At 74.2% G+C, this 24,286-nt stretch carries 17 protein-coding genes and 1 pseudogene; 14 read left to right on the top strand and 4 right to left on the bottom strand.

What is annotated here, in order from left to right:
* The first annotated feature begins 146 nt into the window (after positions 1–146).
* The 4 genes from CXR44_RS09815 (at position 147) to CXR44_RS09800 (ending at position 5,769) form a co-directional block, all read left to right on the top strand.
* Complete coding sequence (locus CXR44_RS09815; RefSeq protein ID WP_245899026.1) at positions 147–2,141, top strand: glycoside hydrolase family 6 protein; 1,995 nt, start codon at positions 147–149, stop codon at positions 2,139–2,141.
* 157 nt (positions 2,142–2,298) lie between these two features.
* Positions 2,299–2,928: an RNA polymerase sigma factor gene (locus CXR44_RS09810; RefSeq protein WP_342748535.1), complete on the top strand. Its 630-nt coding sequence runs from the start codon at positions 2,299–2,301 to the stop codon at positions 2,926–2,928.
* Entirely contained in the window at positions 2,921–3,850 is a 930-nt protein-coding gene (locus tag CXR44_RS09805; protein WP_101784766.1) for a hypothetical protein, read from the top strand. Before CXR44_RS09810 ends, CXR44_RS09805 begins: the two co-directional genes overlap by 8 nt.
* Before the next feature lie 299 nt (positions 3,851–4,149).
* Entirely contained in the window at positions 4,150–5,769 is a 1,620-nt protein-coding gene (locus CXR44_RS09800) for a heparinase II/III domain-containing protein (protein WP_144069913.1), read from the top strand.
* On the opposite strand, the gene CXR44_RS09795 is transcribed toward CXR44_RS09800, so the two are convergent.
* On the bottom strand, positions 5,736–6,854 hold the full coding sequence (locus CXR44_RS09795; protein WP_101785372.1) for a magnesium and cobalt transport protein CorA: 1,119 nt from the start codon (positions 6,852–6,854) through the stop codon (positions 5,736–5,738). The genes CXR44_RS09800 and CXR44_RS09795 overlap by 34 nt on opposite strands.
* A 167-nt stretch (positions 6,855–7,021) precedes the next feature.
* Here CXR44_RS09795 and CXR44_RS09790 point away from each other — a divergent pair, with 167 nt between their 5' ends.
* From CXR44_RS09790 to CXR44_RS40765, 4 genes and pseudogenes are all read left to right on the top strand, one after another.
* A complete protein-coding gene (locus CXR44_RS09790) occupies positions 7,022–7,723 on the top strand; it encodes a M50 family metallopeptidase (protein WP_101784763.1) in 702 nt (233 codons plus the stop codon).
* A gap of 259 nt (positions 7,724–7,982) precedes the next feature.
* Entirely contained in the window at positions 7,983–9,065 is a 1,083-nt protein-coding gene (gene rsgA / locus CXR44_RS09785; protein WP_101784761.1) for a ribosome small subunit-dependent GTPase A, read from the top strand.
* Positions 9,062–9,484, top strand: a pseudogene (locus tag CXR44_RS40770) (SAM-dependent methyltransferase); the annotation flags it as partial. The gene rsgA and the pseudogene CXR44_RS40770, both read left to right, overlap by 4 nt.
* Before the next feature lie 342 nt (positions 9,485–9,826).
* Positions 9,827–10,339: a GNAT family N-acetyltransferase gene (locus tag CXR44_RS40765; protein ID WP_245899085.1), complete on the top strand. Its 513-nt coding sequence runs from the start codon at positions 9,827–9,829 to the stop codon at positions 10,337–10,339.
* A gap of 122 nt (positions 10,340–10,461) precedes the next feature.
* Here the strand turns inward: CXR44_RS40765 and CXR44_RS09775 are convergent, their stop codons facing one another.
* Positions 10,462–11,430 (bottom strand): winged helix DNA-binding domain-containing protein, encoded by a 969-nt coding sequence (locus CXR44_RS09775; protein ID WP_101784757.1) that lies wholly within the window; start codon positions 11,428–11,430, stop codon positions 10,462–10,464.
* Between the two features lie 35 nt (positions 11,431–11,465).
* The gene (locus CXR44_RS41640) at positions 11,466–12,875 is read right to left on the bottom strand and encodes a cellulase family glycosylhydrolase (protein ID WP_101784755.1); all 1,410 of its coding nucleotides are present in this window, start codon (positions 12,873–12,875) and stop codon (positions 11,466–11,468) included.
* Between the two features lie 413 nt (positions 12,876–13,288).
* On the opposite strand from CXR44_RS41640, the gene CXR44_RS09765 reads away from it, so the two are divergent.
* From CXR44_RS09765 to CXR44_RS09745, 4 genes are all read left to right on the top strand, one after another.
* The gene (locus tag CXR44_RS09765) at positions 13,289–14,488 is read left to right on the top strand and encodes a hypothetical protein (protein WP_101784753.1); all 1,200 of its coding nucleotides are present in this window, start codon (positions 13,289–13,291) and stop codon (positions 14,486–14,488) included.
* Positions 14,489–14,594: 106 nt separating this feature from the next.
* Complete coding sequence (locus CXR44_RS40750; protein WP_245899025.1) at positions 14,595–16,118, top strand: hypothetical protein; 1,524 nt, start codon at positions 14,595–14,597, stop codon at positions 16,116–16,118.
* A gap of 145 nt (positions 16,119–16,263) precedes the next feature.
* A complete protein-coding gene (locus tag CXR44_RS09750) occupies positions 16,264–19,428 on the top strand; it encodes a coiled-coil domain-containing protein (RefSeq protein ID WP_245899024.1) in 3,165 nt (1,054 codons plus the stop codon).
* A 109-nt stretch (positions 19,429–19,537) separates the two neighbouring features.
* Positions 19,538–20,365, top strand: coding sequence for a phosphotransferase (locus CXR44_RS09745; protein ID WP_101784751.1), 828 nt, complete (start codon positions 19,538–19,540; stop codon positions 20,363–20,365).
* Positions 20,366–20,456: 91 nt separating this feature from the next.
* Here CXR44_RS09745 and CXR44_RS09740 read toward each other — a convergent pair whose 3' ends face one another.
* Entirely contained in the window at positions 20,457–21,863 is a 1,407-nt protein-coding gene (locus CXR44_RS09740; RefSeq protein ID WP_245899023.1) for a citrate synthase, read from the bottom strand.
* Positions 21,864–21,901: 38 nt separating this feature from the next.
* On the opposite strand from CXR44_RS09740, the gene CXR44_RS09735 reads away from it, so the two are divergent.
* Together CXR44_RS09735 and CXR44_RS09730 are read left to right on the top strand one after the other, a co-directional pair.
* The gene (locus CXR44_RS09735) at positions 21,902–23,122 is read left to right on the top strand and encodes a LeuA family protein (protein ID WP_101784747.1); all 1,221 of its coding nucleotides are present in this window, start codon (positions 21,902–21,904) and stop codon (positions 23,120–23,122) included.
* 278 nt (positions 23,123–23,400) lie between these two features.
* Positions 23,401–24,286 (top strand): SIS domain-containing protein (locus CXR44_RS09730; RefSeq protein WP_219601722.1); only part of this gene is annotated, 886 nt, incomplete at its 3' end.

Raw genomic sequence — 24,286 nt, 5'->3', positions numbered from 1 at the left:
GACCCCGCTGGTGGCGACTGATCGGCAGGTGAAAGTTTCATCCGGCTCGTGCGCTTTCGGAGCGCCGACTCACCGCGGCCTGTACATCGTCGTGAATCCGGGTTATGCATGGGAGCGCTCCCACCCCCATGAGAGGAACCCCCCACATGAGACACCGCCTTCTCGTCGTGGTCACCGCCTTGCTGGCGGGCCTGGCCATGACGCTGACGTCGGCTCCGGCAGCGCAGGCCGCGGTGGCCTGCTCCGTCACCTACACCAAGGCATGGGAGGGCGGCGGCGGCTTCGGCGCCAACGTCACCATCACCAACACGGGCGACCCGCTGACGAGCTGGCGCCTGACGTACACCTGGCCGGGCACCCAGCAGGTGACCAACGGCTGGTCGGCCGACTGGAGCCAGTCGGGCAAGGACGTCACCGCCACGAGCCTGTCCTACAACGGCAACCAGGCCACCGGCGCGAGCTGGACGATCGGCTTCAACGGCACCTACACCGGGACGAACACCAACCCCACGTCCTTCGCCGTCAACGGCGTCACCTGCGACGGCGGCACCGGCAACCCCGGCGAGCAGGCGCTGCGGGTCACCCCGACGGCGCTGAGCGTGCCGGAGGGCGGCAGCGCCACCTACGCCGTGCGCCTGGCCGCCCAGCCGTCCGGCAACGTCACCGTCACCTCCACCGCCGGCGGCGGCGACGCCGACCTGACCGTCACCGGCGGGGCGAGCCTCACCTTCACCCCGACCACCTGGAACACGGCGCAGAACGTCACCGTCTCCGCCGCCGAGGACGCCGACACCGCCCACGGCAGCAGGCCCGTCACCGTCGCCTCCAGCGGCCTGAGCAGCGTCACCGTCACCGCCACCGAGACCGACAACGACGGCGGCGGCGGGGACGGCCACGTGGACAACCCGTATGCGGGGGCCACCGGCTACGTCAACGCCGACTGGTCCGCCAAGGCCGCCGCCGAGCCGGGCGGCCAGGCCGTGGCGAACGTCTCGACCGGCGTGTGGATGGACCGCATCGCCGCCATCAACGGCACCTCCAGCGGGCGCGGCCTGCGCGCCCACCTCGACGCGGCCGTGACCCAGGACGCCGCGAACGGCAGCGCGCCGCTGACCATCCAGATCGTCATCTACAACCTGCCCAACCGCGACTGCTCCGCGCTGGCCTCGAACGGTGAGCTTCTCATCGCCCAGAACGGCCTCGCCAGGTACAAGACCGAGTACATCGACCCGATCGCCCAGATCATGAACGATCCCAAGTACGCGGACCTGCGGATCGTGACCATCATCGAGATCGACTCGCTGCCGAACCTGGTCACCAACCTCAACCTGGCCAAGTGCCAGGAGGCGCAGACCTCGGGCGCGTACGTGCAGGGCGTCCAGTACGCGCTGAACAAGCTGCACGCGATCCCGAACGTCTACACCTACGTCGACGCCGCGCACCACGGCTGGATCGGCTGGAACTCCAACTTCGGCCCGACCGCCGACCTGATCGCCTCCACGGCCCGCGGCACCACCGCCGGGTACGCCAGCATCGACGGCTTCATCACCAACACCGCCAACTACTCCGCGCTCACCGAGCCGCACTTCTCCATCTCCACCACGGTCAACGGCACGACGGTGCGGCAGTCGAGGTGGCTCGACTGGAACGACTACGTGGACGAGCTGAGCTTCGCCCAGGCGTTCCGCCAGGAGCTGATCAGGAAGGGCTTCCCGAGCACGATCGGCATGCTCATCGACACCTCGCGCAACGGCTGGGGCGGCGCGGCCCGGCCCACCGGTCCGAGCACCTCCACCGACCTGAACACCTTCGTCGACCAGTCGCGCGTGGACCGGCGCCTCCACGCCGGCAACTGGTGCAACCAGAGCGGCGCCGGCCTCGGCGAGCGGCCCCGCGCCAACCCCGCTCCGGGCCTGGACGCCTACGTCTGGATCAAGCCGCCGGGTGAGTCCGACGGGTCCAGCCGGCAGATCGACAACGACGAGGGCAAGGGCTTCGACCGGATGTGCGACCCGACGTACACCGGCAACGAGCGGAACGGCCACAACATGAGCGGGGCGCTGCCCGACGCGCCGCTGTCCGGCCACTGGTTCTCCGCCCAGTTCCGGCAGTTGCTGCAGAACGCCAACCCGCCGCTGTAACACTGCTCTTGCCAGGACGCACGGCCCCAGCCCGGAATCCCGCGGGCTGGGGCCGTGCCCGTCCACCGCGGGGCGCGTGAAAGTGATCCGGCGGATCGGGAGATACGAGACGTCCGCTTGATCGCGTCCGGAGGGTGGAGATGACGGGGGAAGCATCGTGACGGCGCTGTCGTGGGCCGCGGGGGACACCGGCCGTGCCGCGCCCGCCGTGTCCGCGGGGCCGGCCGGGCCCGTTCGGGGCTGTCTGGAGGACGACGAGGCGTTCGCGGCGGTGTTCGACGCCCACTTCGGCGAGATCCACGGCTACGTCGCCCAGCGGCTCGGCCCGGACCACGCCGAGGACGTCGTCGCCGACACGTTCCTCGTCGCCTTCCGCAAGCGCGCCCAGTACGACCCGGCCCGGGCGAACGTGCGCACCTGGCTGTACGGCATCGCCACGAAGCTGGTCGGCAGGCACCGCCGACTGGAGGCGCGCACGCTGCGGGCGCTGGGCCGCTACGGCGTGGACACCGACGCCCCCGGCCCGGAGGACCGGGTGGCGGTGCGGGTCAGCGCGCAGAGCCTGCGTCCCAGCCTGGCGGCGGCGCTGGCCGACCTCCCGCAGCGCGACCGGGACGTCGTGCTGCTGGTCGCCCTCGCCGGGCTGAGCCACGACGAGGTCGCCACGGCGCTCGGCATCCCGTACGGCACGGTCGGTTCCCGGCTCAACCGCGCCCGGCGCAGGCTGCGCGCGTCACTGGGCGGGGCCAACCCGATGCGGGTGCTGGAGGAGGCCGACCATGGATGAGCTGGAGCGGGTGCGCGACCTGTACGGCCGGCCGCCGCGGCCGGACCCGGCGCTCGAGGCGCGGGTGCGGGCCAGGCTGGCGGGCCTGCGCGCCCGCCGCCGGGCGTCGTGGACGGTGCCGCTGGCCGGCGTGGTGGCCTCGCTCGCCGCCGTGCTGATCACGTACGTCGTCGCCGGCGGGGCGTGGCCGGGCCGCGATCACGCGCAGGGGGTGGCCGCCGAGCGCGGCCCGGCGCCCGTGGACCTGGCGGCCGGCAGGTCCGTGCTGCTGACGGCGGCGACCTCGGCGGCCTCGGAGCCTCCGCCGCGCGGCGGGTACTGGCGCGTCAAGCGGCAGACCGGCCCGGGGCGGGTCACCACCCTGTGGGCGGCGCGCGACGGCCGCGCCTGGATCACCGGACCGGCCACCGGATCGACGCCCACCCCCGTCGCCAGGCCGTTCACCATGGCGGGCAGGGCCCTGTCGCTGCGCGACATCGAGCGGCTGCCCGCCGAGCCGGCGGCGCTCAGGCGCCGCGTGGCGGCGCTGCTGCCGCCCGGCTCCGGCGACGGGGTGCTGGCCGACGCGGTCAGCGGGCTGCTGTGGAGCAAGCCCTCCCCGCCCGCCGTCCGGGCGGCCGCCTACCGGCTGCTCGCCGACCTGCCGAACGTCCGCTACCTGGGCGCCGCCGACGATCCGACCGGGCGGCGGGGGCAGGTGTTCGCGTTCATGCTCGACGGCACGGGCGTCGAACGCGTCCTGACCATCGACCCGGCCAGCTCGCAGGTGCTGTCCAGCGCCGACCGCGCCGCGGACCGCACCGGCGACCGTGCCGGCGGCGCGGGCGGCGGTGCCGGCGGCGGCCGCTCCGACGCGCCGCCCGGCCGGACCGAGATCGTGCTGACGGCCGGCTGGACCGGCGAGGGGCCCCCACTGCCGTGACCCCGGCCTCTCCCCCGCGCCGCTAGCGACCGTCCCCTTCCCAGCTCTCCTCCGTCGGCCTGACGCGGACCCGGCGTGCCCGTCAACGGGCGCGTCGGCGTCCCGGCCTGCCCGGAAACGGGCGTGCCGCGTCCGGCGTCACCGCGAGCGAGCGCCGCCCCGGCGTGCCCGCGAACGACCGTGCCCGCGAACGACCGTGCCCGCGAACGACCGTGCCGCCTTCCGGCGTGTCCGGAAGCGGGCGTGCCGCGTCCCGGCGTGCCGGAGAGCGCGTGCCACCGCGACCCCCTGGAGTGATCGTGTTCCGACGTGCCCGCAGTTCCACCGGACCGGCCGTCTGCCTGTCCGGCCAGTTCCCGAAGGTCGACGCGGAGGAGGTGATGCGCGGGCGGGTGCGGCTGGCCGGCCTGCCGCCCGCCGAGCTGGGTCCGGAGGTGGACTGGCGGGCCGACCCGCACGGGAACCGGTCGTGGATGCTGAACCTGCACGCCCTGCGCTGGGCCGGCGGGCTGGTCGCCGCCCACGAGCGCACCGGGGACCCGGCCCCGCTCGGCCGGGCCGCCGCCCTCGTCGAGGACTGGATCCGCCGCAACCCGCGCTCCGGGCCGGGCACCAGCTCGTGGGCGTGGGCCGAGCACGCGGTGGCGCTGCGCGCGCCCGTCCTCGTCTGCCTCAGCGAGCACGCGGACACCCCGCTGCTGCGCCGCAGCCTGGAGGAGCACGGCCGGGTGCTGGCCGACCCGGCGCTCTACCGGCAGGGCCACAACCACGGCCTCGACCAGGACATCGCGCTGCTCGTCGTCGGCGTCCGGCTGGGCAGGGACGCCTGGCGCGACCTGGCCGTGCGCCGCATGACGGCCTCGGCGGAACTGGCGATCGACGCGGACGGGGTGCTGCACGAGCAGGCGCCCCGATACGGGGTGTACGTGCACCGGAGGCTCGGCGTGGCGCTGCTCGCGATCGAACGCAGCGGTCTCGTCCCGCCGCCCCGGCTGGCGGCCCGGCGCGCCGCGCTGGAGACGTACATCACGCACGCCACCCAGCCGGACGGGCGGCTGGCGCCCATCGGCGACAGCCCGGCCGACGTGCGGCCGCCCAGGTTCGCGTACGCGGAACCGCCGGTGCGGGTGTTCGCCGCCGGCTACGTCTTCGGCCGGACGGCGTGGGACGATCCGCGCTCGGCGTTCTACTCGATCAGGTTCGGGCCGGGACGGCGGCTGCACGGGCACGAGGACCACCTGGGCGTCACCTTCCACGCGCAGGGCCGTCCCGTCCTGGTGGAGGCGGGTTTCCACTCCTACGAGCGGACCGGGTACGTGGCGTGGACGCGCTCCCCGGAGGCGCACAACGTCCCCGTCGTCGCGGGCGCCCGTTTCCGGCCCGGCACGGCGACCCGGCTGGCCGCGTCGGAGATCGGGCCGGCGCGGCAGGCGTTCCGGCTGACCGACGACGCCTACGGCGTGCCGCGCACGCGGGAGGTGCTGGTCGACCACGGCAGGCAGGTGCTGGCGGTGCTCGACTCGGTGCCGGCCGGGTCCGCGCTGCGCAGCCTGTGGCACTTCGACCCGTCGCTGAGCGTCCTCGACCGGGGTGACGGCCCTGGTGCCGGGGTCGTGCTGCTGGGCGACGGCGAGCGGCGGGTGCGGCTGCTGCAGTTCGCCGTCCCGGAGACGGGCCCGCCCCGGCCGGTGGGCGGGCAGGGGGTGCGGCCGGCCCTGGTCGCCACCGGGCACCTGCGCACCGCGGAGGCCGTCACGGTGGTCTCCCCCGAGGCGGCGCGGCTGCTCACGCTCGTCGTGCCCGGGGACGCCGAGCCGCGGATCGGCCTCGCCGACGGCCTGGTCACCGTGGACGGGGTGCCCGTGCCGGTGCCGCCGCTCGGCGGTCAGAGCCAGTCGCGGCGCTTGAAGACCAGGTAGAGGGTCAGGCAGACGAGCGCCATGAGCAGGACCGCGAACGGGTAGCCCCACGCCCAGTGGGTCTCGGGCATGTGGTCGAAGTTCATCCCGTAGATGGTGCCGACCAGCGTCGGCGCGAACAGGATGGCCGCCCAGGCGGAGATCTTCTTGACCTCCTCGCCCTGCTGGATGCTGGCCTCGGTCATCTTGGCCATCTCCGCGTTCTGCGCCTGGGTGACCAGCGTCGAGTTGATGACGAGGATGTCCTGCAGCATCTGGCGGAAGGCGGCGACGCGCTCGTTCACGGTGATGGCGTGGTCGGCCACGTCACGCAGGTAGCTCTGCAGCTCCTCGTTGGAGCCGTACTTCTGCGCCCCCGCAATGAAGCCGTCGACCATCCGCACCAGCGGCGCGGTGGCGCGCTGGAACTCGATCACCTCGCCGGACAGCTCGTAGACCCGCCGCGAGACCGAGGGGTCCCCGCTGAACACCTGCGCCTCGATCTCCTCCAGGTCCTTCTGCAGGCCGGCCACGACCGGGGCGTAGCCGTCGACCACGGCGTCGAGGATGGCGTACAGCACGGCCTGCGGGCCCTGGCGCAGCAGCTCCGGGTCCGACTCCATGCGCTTGCGCACCACCTGCAGGTCGGGCGCCTCCGCGTGCCGTACGGTGATCACGTAGTCCGGGCCGACGAAGACGTGCAGCTCGCCGAAGGAGACCTCCTCGACGTCGTCGAGGTAGCGGGCGGCGCGCAGCACCACGAAGAGCATGTCGCCGTAGCGGTCGGCCTTGGGCCGCTGCGAGCCGACGATCGCGTCCTCCAGCGCCAGCTCGTGCAGCTCGAACTCCTCGGCGAGCTTGACCAGCTCCCACTCCTTGGGCCGGTAGAGGCCGATCCAGGCGAGGCTGCCTGGCATCTGCTTGAGCCGCTGGAAGGCGTCGGCCAGCGAACCGGGATTGTCCACCCGCTGGCCGTCGCAGTAGATCGCGTTGTCGATGACCGTGGGGCGGTAGGGCGCCTCCTCGGGGGCGCGCGGGTCCATCGAGTGTTCGGGCGCCTCCTCGCGCGAGGTGGAGCCGCGCCTGAAGCTCCTCATCCGTGCCATGCCGTTCCTCTTCGCGATGGCCGCCCGGTCTCCCGTCACGTCAGTTCCACTTTCTACCAGATCGTCCCGTCGTGCTCGGTGCGCCTCACCTTCCCCCGCGATCGGTGACCAAGCTTCCGGATCAGGGGGACACGGCCGGGACTTTACCTGGATAGGGTTCCTTCTTGATGGACGAGCTCTGGGCCCACCTCATCAAGGTCCAGCCCGACCCCTCCCCCTGGGTCGTGCTGGGGTCCGCGCTGGCGGCGCTGGCGATCGTGTCGTTCAGGACGCCGTGGCACCTGTCCCGCGGTCTGATCACGATCGCCCACGAAGGGGGCCACGCCCTGGCGGCGCTGCTGACGCGGCGCAAGCTGGAGGGCATCCGCCTGCACTCCGACACCTCGGGCGTGACACTGACCAGGGGCCGGCCCAACGGGCCGGGCATGGTGCTGACCGCGCTCGCCGGCTACGTCGCCCCCTCGCTGCTGGGGCTGGCCGCCGCCTGGCTGACCGAGCAGGGCCGCATCACGCTGCTCACCTGGAGCGTGCTGCTGTTCCTCGTCTGCATGCTGCTGCTGATCCGCAACGTCTACGGCGCGCTGATCCTGCTGGCGACGGGCGGGGCGGTGTTCGCCCTGTCGATGTACGCGCCGGGCGACGTGCAGCAGGCCGTGGCCCTGGTGGCGGTGTGGTTCCTGCTGTTCGGCGGCGTACGGCCGATCGTCGAGCTGCAGCGCAAGCGGCGGCTCCGCCAGGCCCGCGACTCCGACGCCGACCAGCTCGCCCGGCTGACGATCCTGCCCGGCGGCTTCTACGTGCTGTTCTTCCTCCTGGTGGCCTGCGCCTCGGTGGTCGCGGGCGGCTACCTGATGAACCCGCTGACCTAGACCTCCGGGGGAGGCCACGGGGTGACCGGCACTCCGCCGGGATGGTAGGCTGCTGATCGTTTGGTTTCAGGTTCCGGATGAGAGGGAGGTGAGGTTTGATGACCGCGGTGAAGACCGCTGCCGTGCGCAGCGCCCGGACATTCCTCACGTCCCGGGCCCCGGTCTGACCCACTTCCTCCCTTCGCCGTGAGCTGTCGCGCTCACCAGGCGAGGTGGCGTATGCGTCACGTCGGGGCCCCTTCCCGCAAGGTGTCTCACGTTGCCAAACCTCTTCACGGATCCATCCTCCAGCGGCCTGTCCCGGTACGGGTGGACCGCGTCCCTCGACAACTCCTTCACCGAACACCGCGAAGCCGGCCTCGTCCCGGCCAGGATCGTGCGCGTGGACCGCGGCAGGTGCGATGCGGTCACCGAGTCCGGCCCGATGCGGGCCAGGCTCATGACGCCGCACTCGCCCGACCCGCTCCTCGCCCCCTGCACCGGTGACTGGGCGGCGCTGCGCCCGGGCGCCGAGCCCGCACTGGTCACCCTGCTGCCGCGGCACAGCGCGATCGTGCGATCGTCCGCCTCCCGGTCCTCGCACGGGCAGGTCCTCGCCGCGAACGTGGACATCGTCGGCATCGCCGTCTCCCTGGCCGTCCCGCTGGACGCGGCCAAGCTGGAGCGGCTGCTGGCCCTGGCCTGGGAGAGCGGCGCCACGCCGCTCGTCATCCTCACCAAGGCGGATCTGGCCGCCGACGCCGAGGCCGTGCGCGCCGAGGTGGGCACGCTGGCCCCGGGTGTGGACGTCCAGGTGACCAGCGTGGCCACCGGCCAGAACCTCGACGTGCTGACCGCGCTGCTGAGCGGCACGACCGTCCTGCTCGGACCGTCCGGCGCGGGCAAGTCCAGTCTCTGCAACGCGCTGCTCGGCGAGGACGTTCTCGCCACCGGCGAGACGCGGGCGCAGGACGGCAAGGGCCGCCACACCACCGTCCGGCGCGAGCTGCTCCCCCTGCCCGGCGGCGGTGTCCTCATCGACACGCCCGGCCTGCGCGGGATCAGCCTCCACGACGCCGCCGACGGCCTGGAACGGGCCTTCGCCGAGATCGAGCGGCTCGCCCGGGACTGCCGCTTCGGCGACTGCGCCCACCAGAGCGAGCCGGGGTGCGCGGTCCAGGCCGCCATCGGGGCGGGCGAGCTGACCGAGCGCCGCCTGAACAGCTACCGCAAGTTGCAACGCGAGAACGCGTGGGAGGCCTCGCGCACCGACGCCCGGCTGCGCGGTGAGCGCACCAACCGGCAGAAGGCCATCACCAGCCACCTGCGCGCGACGTACAAGTTCAGGGAACAGCAGTCATGACCGACCACGTGACGGCGTTCTTCGCCCTGCACCACGACCTGCCCCGCCAGGGCCCCGGCTCCGACGCGACCACCCGCCGCCTGCTGGCCCTCGCCGGACCGCTTCCGCCGCGGCCCCGCGTGCTGGACATCGGGTGCGGGCCGGGCCGGGCCGCCCTGCTGCTGGCCGATGAGGCCGCGGCCGAGGTCACCGCGATCGACACGCACCAGCCGTTCCTCGACGAGCTGACGCGGGCCGCCGCCGAGCGCGGCGTCGGCCACGCCGTCCGCACCGTGCGGGTGTCGATGGCGGACCTGCCCTTCCCGGATCAGAGTTTCGACGTGATATGGGCGGAAGGGTCCGCGTACATCATCGGCTTCGACACCGCGCTGCGTTCCTGGCGGCGGCTGCTCGCCCCCGGTGGCGTGCTGGTCGTCACCGAATGCGAGTGGAGCACCGGCTCGCCGTCGCCGGAGGCGCGGGCGTTCTGGGAACGGCACTACGGGCTGCGCACCCGGGAGCGGAACGTCGCCGCGGCGCGTGCCGCCGGCTACGCCGTGGCCGGGGTGCACACGCTCCCCGACAGCGACTGGTTCGACGACTACTACACCCCTCTGTCCGCACGGGCCCACGCGGCCGACCTGGCCGTGCCCGGGATGCGCGAAGCCGTCGCGGCCACCTTCGAAGAGATCGCCGTGCGCCGCGAGCACGGCGCGGACTACCAGTACACCGGCTACGTCCTGCGCCCGCAGGAAACGACTGAAACGGATGTGAACACCTCCATGAGCACCGCCTGGACCACCCGTCCCGAGACCTCCGCCGACGTGGCCGAGATCCGCGCGGTCAACCTCGCCGCCTTCCCCACTCCGCTGGAGGCCGACCTGGTCGAGGCGTTGCGGGCCGACCCCGAGGCGTGGATCCCCGGCCTGTCCTGGGTCGCCGAGGCCCCCGACGGCACCATCGCCGGATTCGCGCTGCTCACCCGCTGTCACGTCGACGGCGCCCCCGCCCTCACGCTGGGCCCGTGCGCCGTCAGGCCCGAATTCCAGCGGCACGGCGCCGGTTCGGCCGCCATCCGCGGGGCCCTGGACGCCGCCCGCGCGCTGGGTGAGAACCTCGTGCTCGTGCTCGGCCACGCCGAGTACTACCCGCGCTTCGGCTTCACCCCGGCCTCCGGGCACGCCATCCGGCCGCCCTTCGACGTCGAGGACAAGTACATGATGGCGCTCGCCCTCGACCCCGCCCGTCCCGTACCGGCCGGCACGATCCGCTACCCGGCGGCGTTCGGCGTCTGACCCCGCCCGTCACGGGCCGCCCGCCGGCGAGAGGTCTCCCCCTCGCCGGCGGGCGGCCGCGACGCGCCACCGTCCGGCGCGGGGCCGGCCCGCGCCGGACGGGGTCGTGCGCCCCGAAGGCCTCAGGGCCCGCCCGTCCGGCCGGTGAGGAAGCTCCGCACGTCCTCCACCTCCGCGGCCAGCGGGCCGGCCGCGATCTCGCCGAAGGGCGAGACGGTGACGTCCGCGCCCCTGCGCGCCCACACGCCCGCCACCATGCCGTCCACCAGCACGACGGGCCGCAGGATCCCGCCGCCCGGGAACACCGTGCGGGCGTGCCCGGCCGGCACCACCGGGTCGCGGCTCCGCCAGCCGAGCAGATACTCGTCGAACGCCGGAAGCAGCCGGACCAGCGGCGCCGGCACCCGGTCGCCGGGCGGCGCCGCGGGGGCGCCCAGCCGCCAGGCGGCGCGAGCCGCGCCCACCGGCAGGCCCGACCAGGCGGCCAGGTCCTCCGGGGTGGCCGGGTGGTGGGCACGGCGGTAGCGCACCGCCAGTTCGCGCAGCGCCCGCTCCCGGTCCGGTTCGGGCCGGACGGGCGCGCCGAGCCAGTCGGCGGCGTGCACGTACGTCGGCTTGCCCGCGCGTGACGGGCCGAGCACCGCCAGGCCGTGGAAGGCGGCCAGCGCGACGAGGTGCACCACCCCCTGGCCCCGCGCCCTGCCCGCCAGGCGTTCCTCCAGCTCGGCCTTGGTGAGCGGGCCCTGCCCGGCCAGCGCGCCGCCGATCAGGGCCGGCAGGTCGTCGCCGGTGACGCCCTCCTCCGCCAGGCGGCGCCGGGCCGAGGTGTCGTTCCTCGTCAGGGCGTGCACCCACGGCAGGTCGTCGACGTGCGTGAAGTGCAGGGTGCCCCGGAAACCCCAGGTGCGGACGATCTCGCGCCCCTCCCACGCCGCCTCCACCTGCCCCAGGGTGAGCGTGGCCGAGCGGGCGCGCAGGCCGAGGCAGGCCGCGGTGACGTCCTGTGCCTGCACGGCCGCCAGGTGGCGGACAACGTCACCCGCGCCCGGACCGGGCGGGCGGTGCAGCAGTTGCGCCTCGACGCTTCTCATGCCCGTATCCTCCCGCGATCCGGAGGCGCGCGTGATCAGCCGGTGGGGAAGTCGTCGGGGGTGCGGATGCGGGCCCGGAGGTACACGCCCGACTCGTTGAGCACGCCCGTGCCCGCGTAGACGCCGCCGCCGCAGGTGCCCGGCCTGAACGCGGCGCTGCTCTCGGGCGCATCGGAGTACGTCCAGTTGGCGTAGCTGATCCTGTGCTGGTCCAGCAGGTCCAGCCAGGCGGTGGTGGAGGCCAGGTCCAGTTGGCCGCCGCCGGTGTAGGTGACCGTGCCGAACTCGCTGACGAACAACGGCAGCCGCGTCGCCGCCCGCGCGACGGTCTGGCGGTAGGAGTCCGTGTGCGAGGCGGCGTAGAAGTGGAACGCGTACATGACGTTGGCGGCGTTGACCGGGTTCGCGACGACCTCGTTCTCGTTGCCGCCCTCGGAGACGCCCAGCGACGACCACGCGCGCGTGCCGACGATCACCACGGCGTCCGGGTCGTTGGCCCGGATCACCGGGATGACCTGCTCGGCGTAGCTCCTGATCGTCGCCCAGCTCACCCCGTTCGGCTCGTTGGCGATCTCGTAGATGACGTTGTCCTTGGCCGCGTTGCGCGCCGAGACGGCGGCGAAGAAGGTCTTGGCGCGGTCGAGGTTGTAGGTGGGGTCGCCGGGGGTCAGCGTGTGGAAGTCCACGACGGCGTACATGCCGCGCGCCTCGGCCATGTCCACGAGCCGGTTCACCTCGCGGGTGAACCGCGCCGGGTCCGTCTCGTACCCGCCTTCCTGGACGTACATGGAGATCCGGAACAGGTCGGCCTTCCAGTCGTGGGCGAGGGCGTCGAGCGAGGCCTCGTCGTAGCAGTCGGCGAACCACTGCAGGCCGTGCGAGCTCATGCCGCGCAGCTGGACGGGGCGGCCGTACTGGTTGCACAGGTGGACGCCGCAGACGCGCAGCCGGCCGTTGATCCCCACGGGGGTGCCGCCGGGCGTGGGAGTGGTGGTGGGGGTCGGGGTGGGGACGACGGCGCCGGTGCAGGTGACGCCGTTCAGGGTGAACGACGCGGGTGCGGGATTGGCTCCGGTGTGGGAGCCGTTGAAGCCGATCGTCGTGGTCGCGCCCGTGCCGAGCCGGTCGTTGTGGCCGGCGCTGCGGGCGGTGACGGCGGGTCCGGTCTGGCCGTACGTGGCCGACCAGCCGTGCGTCACCTTCTGGCCCGGGTCCGGGAAGGTGAAACCGAGGGTCCAGCCGTCCACGGGGTCGCCCAGGTTCTTGATCGTGATGTTGGCGGTGAAGCCGTTCTGCCAGGTGTTCGTCGTGTACGTGACCGCGCAGCCGGGGGCGGCCAGGGCGGTGACGGCGGGCGCGGCGGTCACGCCCGTGACGGCGAGCGCGGCGACGGCGCCGATCGCGAGAAGGTCACGTCCACGGAGGGGACGCGGGAGGAGCTTCACGGTGGTGGCCTTTCGTGTCCCGGTGGGGCCGGTGCGGCGACCGTGCGGGCCGGTCGGTGCCGGGCCGTCGCGACGTCCGGTGCGTCGCGGCGGCCGGTCCGCCGTGCGGGCCGGTCTCCGTAAGGGCAGGGCGGTCGGCGGCAACGTACAACGCGGGTGACGTGAGCCCCCAGGGACGCCGCTCCGCCCACCCGCCTGCCGGGATGTCCCGGCGGCCCGGCCGGGCCCGTCGGCCCTGGTCGGGCCGGATGATCGGCGGGCCGCTCCCGTCGCGGCGAGGTGAAAGTTTCACCGCCGGGCGGCGTCCGGGCGGACCCGTGACGGCGACCGGGCGGACCCGTGACGGCGGCCGGGCGCGCCCGGGAGGCCGCGCGAGTCCGTTGTTGTCGGCGCGAAGCCTTACCTTAGAGCGCGTGTCCGATCAGCCCCTGACCCTCGACGCCGCGCTCTCCGACGAGGCCGTCCTGTCGACCTACCGCCGGATGTTCGCCGCGCTCGCCCGCGACAGCGGCGCCGTCGTCGACGACCCCGCCCTCGTCGACATCGCCGAGACGCTGTTCGCCGCGTTCGCGGAGGCGGGCGAGGAGTGGCTGACGCACGAGCAGATGCGCTTCGCCTGCCGCGCCTACCCCGCCGACCAGTTCGACAACCGGCTGCGGGTGCTCAAGGGCCTCGGCGCGATCCGCGAGGTGTTCCCCAAGCCGCACCAGCTCCGCTACCGCGCCTCGTTCACCAGCGTCGTCGGACTGATGTTCATCCGGCGGATGATGGACGACGGCGGCCAGTCCGAGATGCACCGGCTGCTCGCCCTGGAGGACCTCAACGTCGCCGACCCGCGCACCACGATGGAGGAGGCCAGGCAGAGCGCCGCCAACCTGGCGCGGGCGTTCCGGCTGTGGGCGCTGGAGCTGATCACGCTGACCACCGGCACGATCGAGGAGCTGCGCGAGCAGGCGCCCAAGCTGTGGGGCACCGAGGAGATCGCGCGGCGCGCGCAGAGCCTGCACGGCACGATCCTGACCCGCTGGCCCGAGCTCGACCGCGTCTGCACCGACCTGCGCGCCGCGATCTACGCCTACAGTGACGCCTCCCGGCGCGCGGCCGGCCGGCTGGCCGACTCGGCGGGCACGACCCGCAACCTGACGCTGCTGCCGACCGAGACGTGGCGCACGTTCACCCAGACGGCGGGCAAGGAACGGCTCGCGGCGGTGCTCGACGGGTTCGTGTTCGACGCGCCGGCGCCGTGGCACGATCCGGCCGCGATCGCGCGGGCCGTCGACGAGGCTCCCCGGCCGGCTCCGGCACAGCCCACTCCCCCGCGTTCCGCCCTTCCCGACGCCGGGCCCGAGGGTTCCCTCGACTCCTCGCCGACGGCCGCGCTGGAGCGGCTGGCGCAGGTGGCCGAGTCGGTGCTGGGATCGGCGTCGAGGGTGGCGCTGGCCGACGTGCTCGGCGCCGACTGGCCCTCGGCACGCCGCCTGCTGGCCGACCTGACCACGGTCGACCTGCGGCCCGAGCTGCCCTACCGGCTGACCTGGTCCGACGACCTGACGATCGATCCGGCGCGGGAGCCGTCCTGGCTGTCCCACGGCTACCTGGAGCGCGTCCCGTGACGCCGCGTCGCTCCGGTCGCGCCGGCTCGCGCGACCGGCCTGGAGTGCCCCGCACGGCCCGTCGCCCGGAACGTCCCCGCATGACCTGTCGCCTGGAGTGCCTCACATGATCCGCACCGACGACGCCACCGCGCACGTGCTCGCCCGCGCGGGCGGCCCGCTCCCGCTCGGGGCCGGGGCCGCCGCGCCCGCCGGCATGCTGCGGCTCACCCGGCCCGACTCCACCGGCGAGGCGCTGCCCGTGTGGCCCGACGGGGCCACCCCGTCGCTGCTGGAGGAGCACCAGGTGGCGCCGGTCCCGGTGGAGCGGGCCGGCGAGACGCGCCGGGTCCTCGCCGCCTGCCTCAGGTGCTGCTGGACCGACCAGTCCGCCGACCCGTGGCCGGGTGACCCCGCTCCGGTGGAGCTGGTGCTCGACACCTATCGCGCGCTGATCGGGCGCACCGACGACCTCATGCGCAACTGGGCGCGCGGCGCGCTGCGCCGGCTGCACGACTCCGCCTGGATCGTCATGGCCGACGGTCTCGTCACGCTCGGGCCGCGCTGCGCCCTGTGGCCGGTGAAGTCGTACGCGCAGCTCAAGGAGCTCGTGCGGCGGGTGCCGGAGCCTGAGCGCGCCGCGCTGACGGTCGTGGCGGACGCCGACATCATCGCGGCCGCCACGGCGGACACGACCGCCGTGGCAGCGGACACGACCGCCGTGGCAGCGGACACGACCGCCGTGGCGGCGGACACTCCTCTGGCGGTGGACACGCCCCTGGCAGTGGCCGCGACGGCGGGCACGACCGCCGCCGACCCGGAGAGCCCCGCCGCGGGCGCCGGCGCCCCCGCGCGGACGGATCCCGTGCCCCCTCCGGCCCCGTCCGGCGAGCCGGACCCCACCGCCCGCCACGACTCCTCCCCGGAGCCGGACGCCGCCGCGCCGCGGGTGCGGCTCGGCGGGCAGGTCGAGGGGGGCGCGGCCGAGTTCGACGACCTGCTGGGCGGCTACGACGAACGGCGGCGGGCCGAGCTGGTGGCGGCGTTCATGGCGGTGGAGCACGCCGCGGAGCCCGTGCCGGAGGCGAGGTTCGCGGGCCTGCGCGACCCGGCGCTGCGGCACACCCTCGGCGAGATGCTGGCCCGGCGCGGGCGGACGCTGATCCCGCACCGCGAACGCTGGATCTCCGGCTACGACGACCACGCCGCGGCCCGGGCGGCCCGCCTGTCCGACGAGAGCGTCTCCGAGGGGCGCCCTGGAGGCCGGGGCGGGGCGGGGCAGGCGCGGCTGGGCGAGGCGGCGAAGGCCGTGCTGACCCTGGTCCTCGTGCACTCGGTGGCGATCCCCCGCGCGGAGGGCCTGCTGCCCGAGGACACCTGGGCGTCGCCGCACCCGACGCCGGTCGACGAGCTGCGGCGGCACACCCAGGTGCCGATCGGCGAGCTGGAGGCGGCGTTGCGGACGTTGCGCCATGCCGGGCTGCTGACCCAGGTGAAGGCCGGGGAGGAGGCGGGCGGCTACGTGCCGGGGCCGCAGTTCCACCGGCTCACCCCGGCGGCGCGGCGGCGGCTGCAGGAGGAGCTGATCCTGGCGGCCGGGCCGCACACGCCTCTCGCCGGCGCCGTACGCGCGCGGAGATCGGCCGATTAGGCCCCGAGGCGCGCCCGGCGAGGCGGCGAGCGGCGCCGGGGCGGGCGTCCGGCACGCGGACGAGCGGTGCGGGACGAGATGGCCGGCGACGGGCCGGTCAGGCGAACGACAGACGGAAGGGTAACGGGGGTTCGAGGTGTCGCAGGTGGAGAACGTGGTCGGAGACCGGGTGCTGATCGCCGTGCAGGCGGTCAACATCTCGCGGTTGTCGACCCATCCGGTGCCGACCGTCCCGGGCACGCTCATCGTCGTCGCCGGCGCCGGGCCGAAGGACTCCAACGGCGCCGGCAAGTCGTCGTTCATCGCCTCGATCACGGCGCTGCTCGGCGACGAGCAGTGGCGGTTCGCCTCGGGCGCGAAGGCGGTGTCGGAGCTGCTGTTCAACGCGGAGCTGGCCAGCGGCGCCGGTGCCCGGCAGTGGGCCAGCGCCGGGCACGGCTACATCGTGGGGGTCTTCGGCCACCCCGACGTCGCCGCCACGCTCGGCGACGGCGACGGCGACGGCGACGGCGACGCGGCCGGCGACGCGATCGGTGCCGGGGACGGGGCCGGTGCCGGGGCCGGTGCCGGGGCCGGTGCCAGGGCGCGGGCGGCGAACCGCTCGGCCGGCCAGGCGGACGATCCCGCCGGTGACCCGACCGGCGCGGAGGGCGCGTTCCCGGAGGTCGCCGGTGCGGTGGCCGCCGAAGGTGCCGGCGGGGAGCTGTTCGAGGTGCCCGACACCTCGGGTGGGGCGATCACCGTGTGGCTCAGGGTGAACCAGGAGGCGCCGCACCTGGAGATCCGGTGGCGTGACGGGGTGCACCTGGCGGCAGCGGCGTCCGAGGCCGAGCGGGTGGCGCGGGCCGACGACATCTGGGCGTCGCTCCCCCGCTCCGCCGGGCGGCGTGACGTGGTGGCGCGCGACCTGACCAAGGTGCTCTACGGCGACCGGGTGCGCTGCGTGTCGTTCCTGTCGACGTCCGTCCGCAGCAAGGTGGCCACCAACCTGCTGTCGCAGCCGCTGAACGAGATCACGCCGGAGCGGGTGTTCGAGGCCATCGCGGCGCTGACCGGGCTGGACTCCGAGCTGGAGCAGGAGCGGGAGGCGCGCCGCGACGAGCACGCCAAGCGGGTGCGGGCCGCGCAGGCCGCCGAGCGGCTGGCCGAGTTCGAGGCGGAGTCGAAGGCGCTGCTGGCCACGTTCGACCGCCGCGACCAGGCGCGGATCCGGCTGGCCGACGCGCTGCGGTGCTGGCGCGGCAGGCAGGCGCGCAAGCTGGCCGACGCCGCGGCCAAGGACGAGGTGCTCGCCGCGGAGCTCGAACGGCACCGGACGGCGGGCGAGGCGGCGGGTGAGGCGATCGCGCTGGTGAAGGCGGAGATCGCCACGCTGCGGGAGGACACCCTCGACCGGCAGGTCGGCGAGGCGCGCAAGGCGCTGGCGGCGCTGCAGGCGCGGGCCGCCAAGCTGGAGGCCGACCGGGCGGTGGCGGAGAACACCGCCGACGAGCTGCGCGGCCGGATCCCGGCGCTGGAGGAGGCCCGCAGGTTCGCCGACGGGCGCGACGTCCTGGCGGCGGAGGGCGAGCTGCGCGAGGCGCGGCTGCGGCTGAACGAGGCGTTGAAGGCGCTGGGCGTGGCCGACCGGGAGGTGGCCGACGCGCAGGCGGCGTTGGACGACGCCGAGGGCGGCCCGGCCGCCGCGCAGCTCAACGCGCTGGCGACCGCCGGGGTGCCAGCGACGGGGCTGCTGGACGCGCTGGACGTGGCGGAACAGGCGCGGGACCACGCCGACGCGGCGCTGCGGGGATGGCCGCACGAGCACGCCGTCATCGTGGACGCCGGGCAGCTGGGCGCCGCGGCCGAGGCCCTCGCCGTGCTGCCCGGGTCGGTGCTGGTGAGCGCCGCCGGGGTCAGCGTGGTGGGGGCGTTCGACGGGGTCGCCACGGGGCGTGAGGCGCGCATCAAGGCGGCCGAGCAGCGGCTCAACCGGGCCCGCGACACGCAGGAGTCGGCCGCGCAGGCCGTCCGGGAGGGTGAGGAGGCAGTCGCCGAGGCGCAGCGGCGGCTGGACGGCGCGCGGGCGGGCGTGCGGCTCGCGGAGGTCGAGGCGCACCTGGCCGAGCGGCGGAGCAGGCTGGCCGAGCTGGCCGGCGCGCTGGAGGAGGTCGCCCCCGCGGTGGCCGAGGCCGAACGGCAGGCGGGCGCGCTCGACTTCCGGGCCCGTACCCGCGACATGGAGATCGAACGCCTGGAGGGGCGACGCCAGCGGCACGAGGGCGACCGGGCCCAGGCGCGCGACCACCAGGCGCGGGTGACCGCCGAGCGGGAGGCGCTCAAGCTGGAGGCGCTGGCCGCCGACTGGGGCGGCACCGTGGACGGGGCGCGCGAGTGGCTGGCGGCGCTGCCGGAGGAGGAGCGGCCGCGCACCGCCGAGGAGTGGTGGCGGATCGCCGAACGCCACTTCGACCAGGCGTTGCGCGACACGTTCCCGGAGGAGGACGCCGAGATCCCGGAGGAGCTGCGGTTCCTGCTGTCGGAGCGGGGCGGCAGCACCGCGCGCGAGCAGGCGACGTTCGCGGCGGTGTGCGGCGCGCTCGCCTCCTACCTGCGCGGCCAGGAGGAGTACGAGAAGCACCAGCGGCGCCAGATCGAGGCGCAGCTCGTGTCGCGGCAACGTGACCTGGCCGCCGCCGACAAGGGCGCGGAGGAGGCGGCGCAGTCGACGGCCGTGCACCGGGCGGCGCTCAGCGCGGCGATCAAGGCGCGGCTCACGCGGGTGGCCGAGGAGTTCGAGAAGCTCGACACCTCCTACGGCGGCTACGGCGCGACGCTGGAGTTCCCGGTGCCGCCGGCACCTGCCGACCCGGAGCAGCGCTGGCAGTGGCGGGTGACGCCCAAGTGGCGGCGTGGCGAGGGCCAGGGCTACGTGCCCTACAACCGGCGGGCCAACACGGCGCTGATGGACGAGAAGGCGGTCAAGCTGGTGTGCGCGGCGGCCATCGCGTCGTCCGGCGGCGGGCACCTGTGCCTGGTGCTGGACGAGCTGGGGCGCAACCTGGGCAAGGAGCACCGGCGGGAGGCGGTGGCGCTGTTCCGGCGGATCGGGGAGACGTACGGGATCACGGTGATCGGGGCGCTGCAGGACGACATGGAGCCGTACGCGATCGACGCGTGCGGCCAGTACGTCAAGCTGCGGCGGTCGTCGGACGCGATGCCGTACAACGAGCCGCCGGTGATCGTGGGCCACGACCGGCACGCGGAGCGGGTGCGCGCGCTCGCGGCCTACGTGGAGCGCCCGGCGGCGGTGGCGCCCGCAGCGGGATGACCGGCCAGTGCCCCCGGGAGGATCGAGCAGTTGCCGAGCTCGGCCGCCGGCTCAAGAGCCCTGATCCGACCGGCCTACGAGACATCGTCCCAGAGAAGGCTCCTCCTGGATGAACGACCTGCTGGCGATAGCTGACGCGCTCCTGCCGGGCACCTCCCTCGATGCGGCACGGATCACTCGAGGCGGGGTCCACGACGTCGTTCTGCTTCCCGGGATCGCGGCCGTACGGATCAGTAGACGCCCCCTCGGGACCGAGGCCCTGCCGCGCCGCACGGAACTCCTGCGTCTGATCGCTGCCGCTGGACCGCCGTTCGCCGTCCCCGAGCCGCTGACGCCGGTGACGAGGTTCGGCGATCGAGCCGCCGTCGCCGTGTCCTGGATCGACGGCGCCGGCCTGCCCGAGGGCGAGGGTGATCCCGCGCGGATCGGCGAGCTACTCAGAGCCGTCCGAGAGGTTCCCGTCACGCCGGAGCTGCGTGCCGTCCTGCCGGCACCGCGCGAGCAGGCCGGCCGGGACCACTGGGCGGCGATCCTCGCCGAGGAGGTCATCCCGCGCTTCCCCGACAGGTGGCGGAGCGAGGGCCGCAGACGCCTGGAGGAGGCACTGGCTCTGGAGCCGGTCTCCGACTCGCTCGTCCACGGCGACCTCGTCGGGCAGAACGTCCACTGGAGCGAGGACGGCAAGCTGATCGGCGTCCTCGACTGGGATCGCGCTCACCTGTTCGATCCCGCGATCGACGCCGCCTTCATGGGCTGGCACGGCTGGGACAATCTCCGCCGGGCCGTCGACGGTGAGACCTACCGGCGCGCCCGTACCTGGGAGGAGACCTTCGGCGTTGACCACCTCGTCGCAGTCCTCGAACTCGGCGGACGGCCCTTGGGACACGTCGACAGCTATGTCGAACACGTCGCCACCTGGCTGGAGCAGCACGCCTGACGGGGTGCGGGCAACGGCGGGTCTTCCCCGAACGACTGGAAGCCTGGGCGATCGTGAACGGGGTCCGGGCCGCGCCGTGGGCCGAGGGGCGTCAGGGGCCGGTCACGGGCGGGCCGGTGTAGGAGGCGCGCAGCCGCAGCAGCGTGCCACCGGCGTACTCCTCCATGGCGTGGGCGAGCCAGCCTGCCGTCCGGGCGACGGCGAAGATCGCCTCCCCAGCGCCGGGCACCATGCCGGTGACCGAGGTGAGGGCGGCCAGGGCGAAGTCGATGTTCGGCTCGGGCAGCCGCCTCCTGCGCGCCTCGGCCAGCACGGCCGACGCCGCGGCGGTGCGGTCGTGGCCGGGCACCGCCTGCCGTACCAGGTCGAGCAGCAGGCCGCCGCGGGCGTCGCCGTTCTTGTAGACGGAGTGGCCGAAGCCGGGGACGCGTTCGCCGCGTCTGGCCCGGTCGGCCAGCACGCGGGCCGCCGCGCCGGGCGTGCCCACCTCGGCCAGCAGGCGTTCGGCGGCGTACAACGCCCCACCGTGCAGGGGGCCGGCGAGCACGCCGAGGCCGGTCAGCACAACGGCGTACGGATCGGCGCGGGCGGAGGCGGCGACCCGGGCGGCGAGCGTGGAGGGGGCCAGCTCGTGGTCGGCGAGCAGCACGAGCGCGGCCCGCAGGGTGTCGAGCAGGGCCGGAGTGGCGGGGTGCGGGCACAGCCGCGACCAGAGCCGGGCCGGGATCGACTCTCCGGCCGGCTCACGCAACGGCGGCAGCGCGCCGACGAGGCCGGCCACGAGGCGGCGGCCGGTGGCGGCGACGGAGGCGGGGTCGAGCTGGTGGCGCAGCGAGTCGGACGCGCCGAGCACCGTCGTGATCACCTGGAGCCGGTCGATGGGGAGGGGGTCGGCGGGCAGGCCCCGCTGCGCGGCGACGGCGGCGCGCACGCCGTCGGGATCCGCCACCCACAACCGGTCCGCCACGCCACCATCGGGGCCCGCCGCCCGCAACTGGTCCGCCGCGTCACCGTCGGGGCCCGGCGCTCTCAGCCGGGCTCCCGCGTCGGCGCGGCTCTCCGGCGGTGAGGTGTCGCTCTCCTCTCGCTGTGCCCCGTCCCGCGCCACCGGTGCCGGCGGGATCGCGTCGTTCTCCCCGCCTGCCGCCAGGACTGCCGGATCGCCCGTCCACAGCCACTCGGCGGCGGTCTCGAAGGGGGTGGTGCGGGCCAGGGCGAGGGCGTCGCGGCCCCGGTAGTGCGGGCGGTCGGGGCCGAGCGCCGTGACGGCGGACTCGATGACCAGCTCGGGCGGCTGCCCGCGCGGTCTGCCGCGCCGCGCCAGCCGCTCCACCTCGGCCGCGTCGAACAGGCTGCGCCGCCCGTCGTCACCGTGCCGCCGGGTGAGCACGCCCCTGCTGACGTACGCGTAGAGGGTGGCGGGTTTGACGCCGAGCCGCTCGGCCGCCGTCGCCGCGTCGATCCACTCCATCGCCGCCTCCATGTTGACGAAAATCAATATTGATACACATTGAACGAGCGTGTCAACGTGAGGATATGCCCACCATCCACTTCCTCGACGTGACCAACCGGGACGGCGTGCAGACGGCGCGCACCGGCCTGTCGAAGTTCGGCAAGACCATGGTCAACTTCTATCTGGGCCGGCTCGGCGTGGCGCAGTCCGAGATCGGCTTCCCGTTCCTGTTCCACGAGGTGCCGTACGTGCGGGCGCAGGTCGCCCTGGCCGAGGCCGGCGCGTTCGGCGGCCTGCGGCTGTCCGGCTGGTGCCGGGGCGTGACGCAGGACGTGGAGCGGGCCGCCCCCCTGGGCCTGCGGCACTACAACCTGTCCATCTCCACCTCCGACTACATGATCCAGAACAAGTTCCGCGGCCGCCTCGACCGGGATGCGATCGTCCGCGAGATGACCGCCGCCGTGCGGGCCGCCAAGGCGGCGGGCGCCGAGACGGTGGGGGTCAACGCCGAGGACGGGTCACGGACCGACGACGGCTTCCTGCTGGAGTTCGCGCTGGCGGCCAAGGAGGCGGGCGCCGACCGGGTGCGCTACTGCGACACGATCGGCGGCGACACCCCGGCCCGGATCCGCGAGCGGTTCGCCAAGCTCGCCTCCGCCACGGGGATGCCGGTCGAGACGCACTGCCACAACGACCTCGGCATGGCCGTGGCCAACTCGGTGTCGGGCGCGCTCGGCGACCTGGAGGCCGGCCAGGACGCGTGGATCAACACCTGCGTGAACGGCATCGGTGAACGGTCCGGCAACGCCGACCTGCTGTCCACGATCCTGGCGCTGCGGCACGGCTTCGGGGTGCGGGCGGAGATCGGTGACGCGCTCGACCTGTCCTGGGCACGCCGGTTCGGGCTGTGGGCGGCGTACGCGTTCGGGCAGCCCGTGCCGTACAACCAGGTCGGTATCGGGCGCAACGCCTTCGCGCACGAGAGCGGCATCCACGCCGACGGAGCGCTGAAGGACCACGGCAACTACGAGCTGTACGACGAGGCCGCGCTCGGCCCGTTCCCGCAGGACTGGCACGGCCGACCGGGCAGGGTGGTGCTCACCGGCGAGTACGGCGGCAAGGCCGGATTCCGGCACGTCATGGACGGGCTGGGCGTGGAGGTGCGCGAGGAGGACACGGCGTTCCGGCTCGTGCAGTTGTGCAACGCGATGACCGGACGCCCGCTCACCGACGACGAGCTGCGCCTCATCGCCGCCTACCCGCGTGAGCTGATGCTGCTCTTCCCCGGCCACGACGGCGACTGACCACTACGACGGCGACTGACCACCCTCCGCATCGGGCACGGCCGGCGGGCAGAGCGGGCTCGGCACGGCCATCGCCGAGACGTGCGCGCCGACGGCCGTCACCCCCCTGCAGGGCGGTGGCGGCCGGTACCGCCGGTCTGTCGCACGCGGCCCGCGCCGGTTCGGTGCGCCGCAGGTCTCCATGTTCTCCCCCTTGACGGGCTCTCGCTCTCAGTGAGAACGTTACCAACGCATCGTTGAGAACGTTCTCACATTCTTGAGACGCGAACGGAGACACCGTGACCCTGCTGCCCCTGAAACCGATCGAGTCAGACCTGGCCGACAAGGCGCGCGCGACGATCAACCAGCGGCCCCAGCTGGAGGAGCTCGTCGCCCAGGCCACCGCCAAGGGCCTGCGCAACGTCTTCTTCGTGGGCGCCGGCGGCTCCCTCATCGCCTCCTACCCCGGCCACTACCTGCTGGAGCGCGAGGACACCTACCCCGTCTACAAGCTGCAGAGCGACGAGCTCAACACCGGACGCACCAAGCGGATGGGTGAGGGGTCGCTGGTCTTCCTCGCCTCCTACACCGGCAAGACCAAGGAGACCGTCGCCGCCGCGCAGTACGCCCGCAGCACCGGCGCGACGGTGGTCGTGGTGAGCAAGGAGGGCGGCCCGCTCGCCGACGCCGCCCACGCCGCCTTCACCGGCCAGAGCGACCTGTTCCTGCAGCTCGCCGCGTACGCCGTCATGCGGCAGGGCGGCGTCGCCCGCGACTGGGCGCTGCTGGACCGGGCCCTGGACGCCCTGCCGGACGCCCTCGTCTCCGCCGCCGAGCAGCACGAGGAACGGGCCCGCGTCATCGCCGAGACGCTGAAGGACGAGCCGATCACCTACGTGCTCGGCTCCGGCCCCAGCTTCAACTGGGCGTACGGACTGGCCATGTGCTTCCTGCAGGAGATGCAGTGGAAGCACGCGGCCGGCTTCAACTCCGGCGAGTTCTTCCAGGGCGCGTTCGAGGTCGTCAACGACGACGTGGCGGTCATCAACCTGCTCGGCGAGGACGCGTCACGGCCCATGGCCGAGCGGGCCAGGCGCTTCCTCGACACGTACGCGAGCAAGAAGACGTTCCACATCGACACCGCCGAGCTGACCCTGCCGGGGATCCCAGCGGAGCTGCGCGGCG

Source organism: Nonomuraea indica, assembly GCF_002850745.1.
GTDB lineage: Bacteria > Actinomycetota > Actinomycetes > Streptosporangiales > Streptosporangiaceae > Nonomuraea > Nonomuraea indica.
This window is presented reverse-complemented; position numbering and strand designations above follow the sequence as displayed.

Excerpts from the sequence above, each read along its gene's own strand:
- CXR44_RS09815 (WP_245899026.1), top strand. The coding sequence starts at position 147 with ATGAGACACCGCCTTCTCGTCGTGGTCACCGCCTTGCTGGCGGGCCTG.
- CXR44_RS09805 (WP_101784766.1), top strand. The coding sequence starts at position 2,921 with ATGGATGAGCTGGAGCGGGTGCGCGACCTGTACGGCCGGCCGCCGCGG.
- CXR44_RS09795 (WP_101785372.1), bottom strand. The coding sequence starts at position 6,854 with ATGGCACGGATGAGGAGCTTCAGGCGCGGCTCCACCTCGCGCGAGGAG.
- CXR44_RS09790 (WP_101784763.1), top strand. The coding sequence starts at position 7,022 with ATGGACGAGCTCTGGGCCCACCTCATCAAGGTCCAGCCCGACCCCTCC.
- CXR44_RS40765 (WP_245899085.1), top strand. The coding sequence starts at position 9,827 with ATGAGCACCGCCTGGACCACCCGTCCCGAGACCTCCGCCGACGTGGCC.
- CXR44_RS09775 (WP_101784757.1), bottom strand. The coding sequence starts at position 11,430 with ATGAGAAGCGTCGAGGCGCAACTGCTGCACCGCCCGCCCGGTCCGGGC.
- CXR44_RS40750 (WP_245899025.1), top strand. The coding sequence starts at position 14,595 with ATGATCCGCACCGACGACGCCACCGCGCACGTGCTCGCCCGCGCGGGC.
- CXR44_RS09745 (WP_101784751.1), top strand. The coding sequence starts at position 19,538 with ATGAACGACCTGCTGGCGATAGCTGACGCGCTCCTGCCGGGCACCTCC.
- CXR44_RS09735 (WP_101784747.1), top strand. The coding sequence starts at position 21,902 with ATGCCCACCATCCACTTCCTCGACGTGACCAACCGGGACGGCGTGCAG.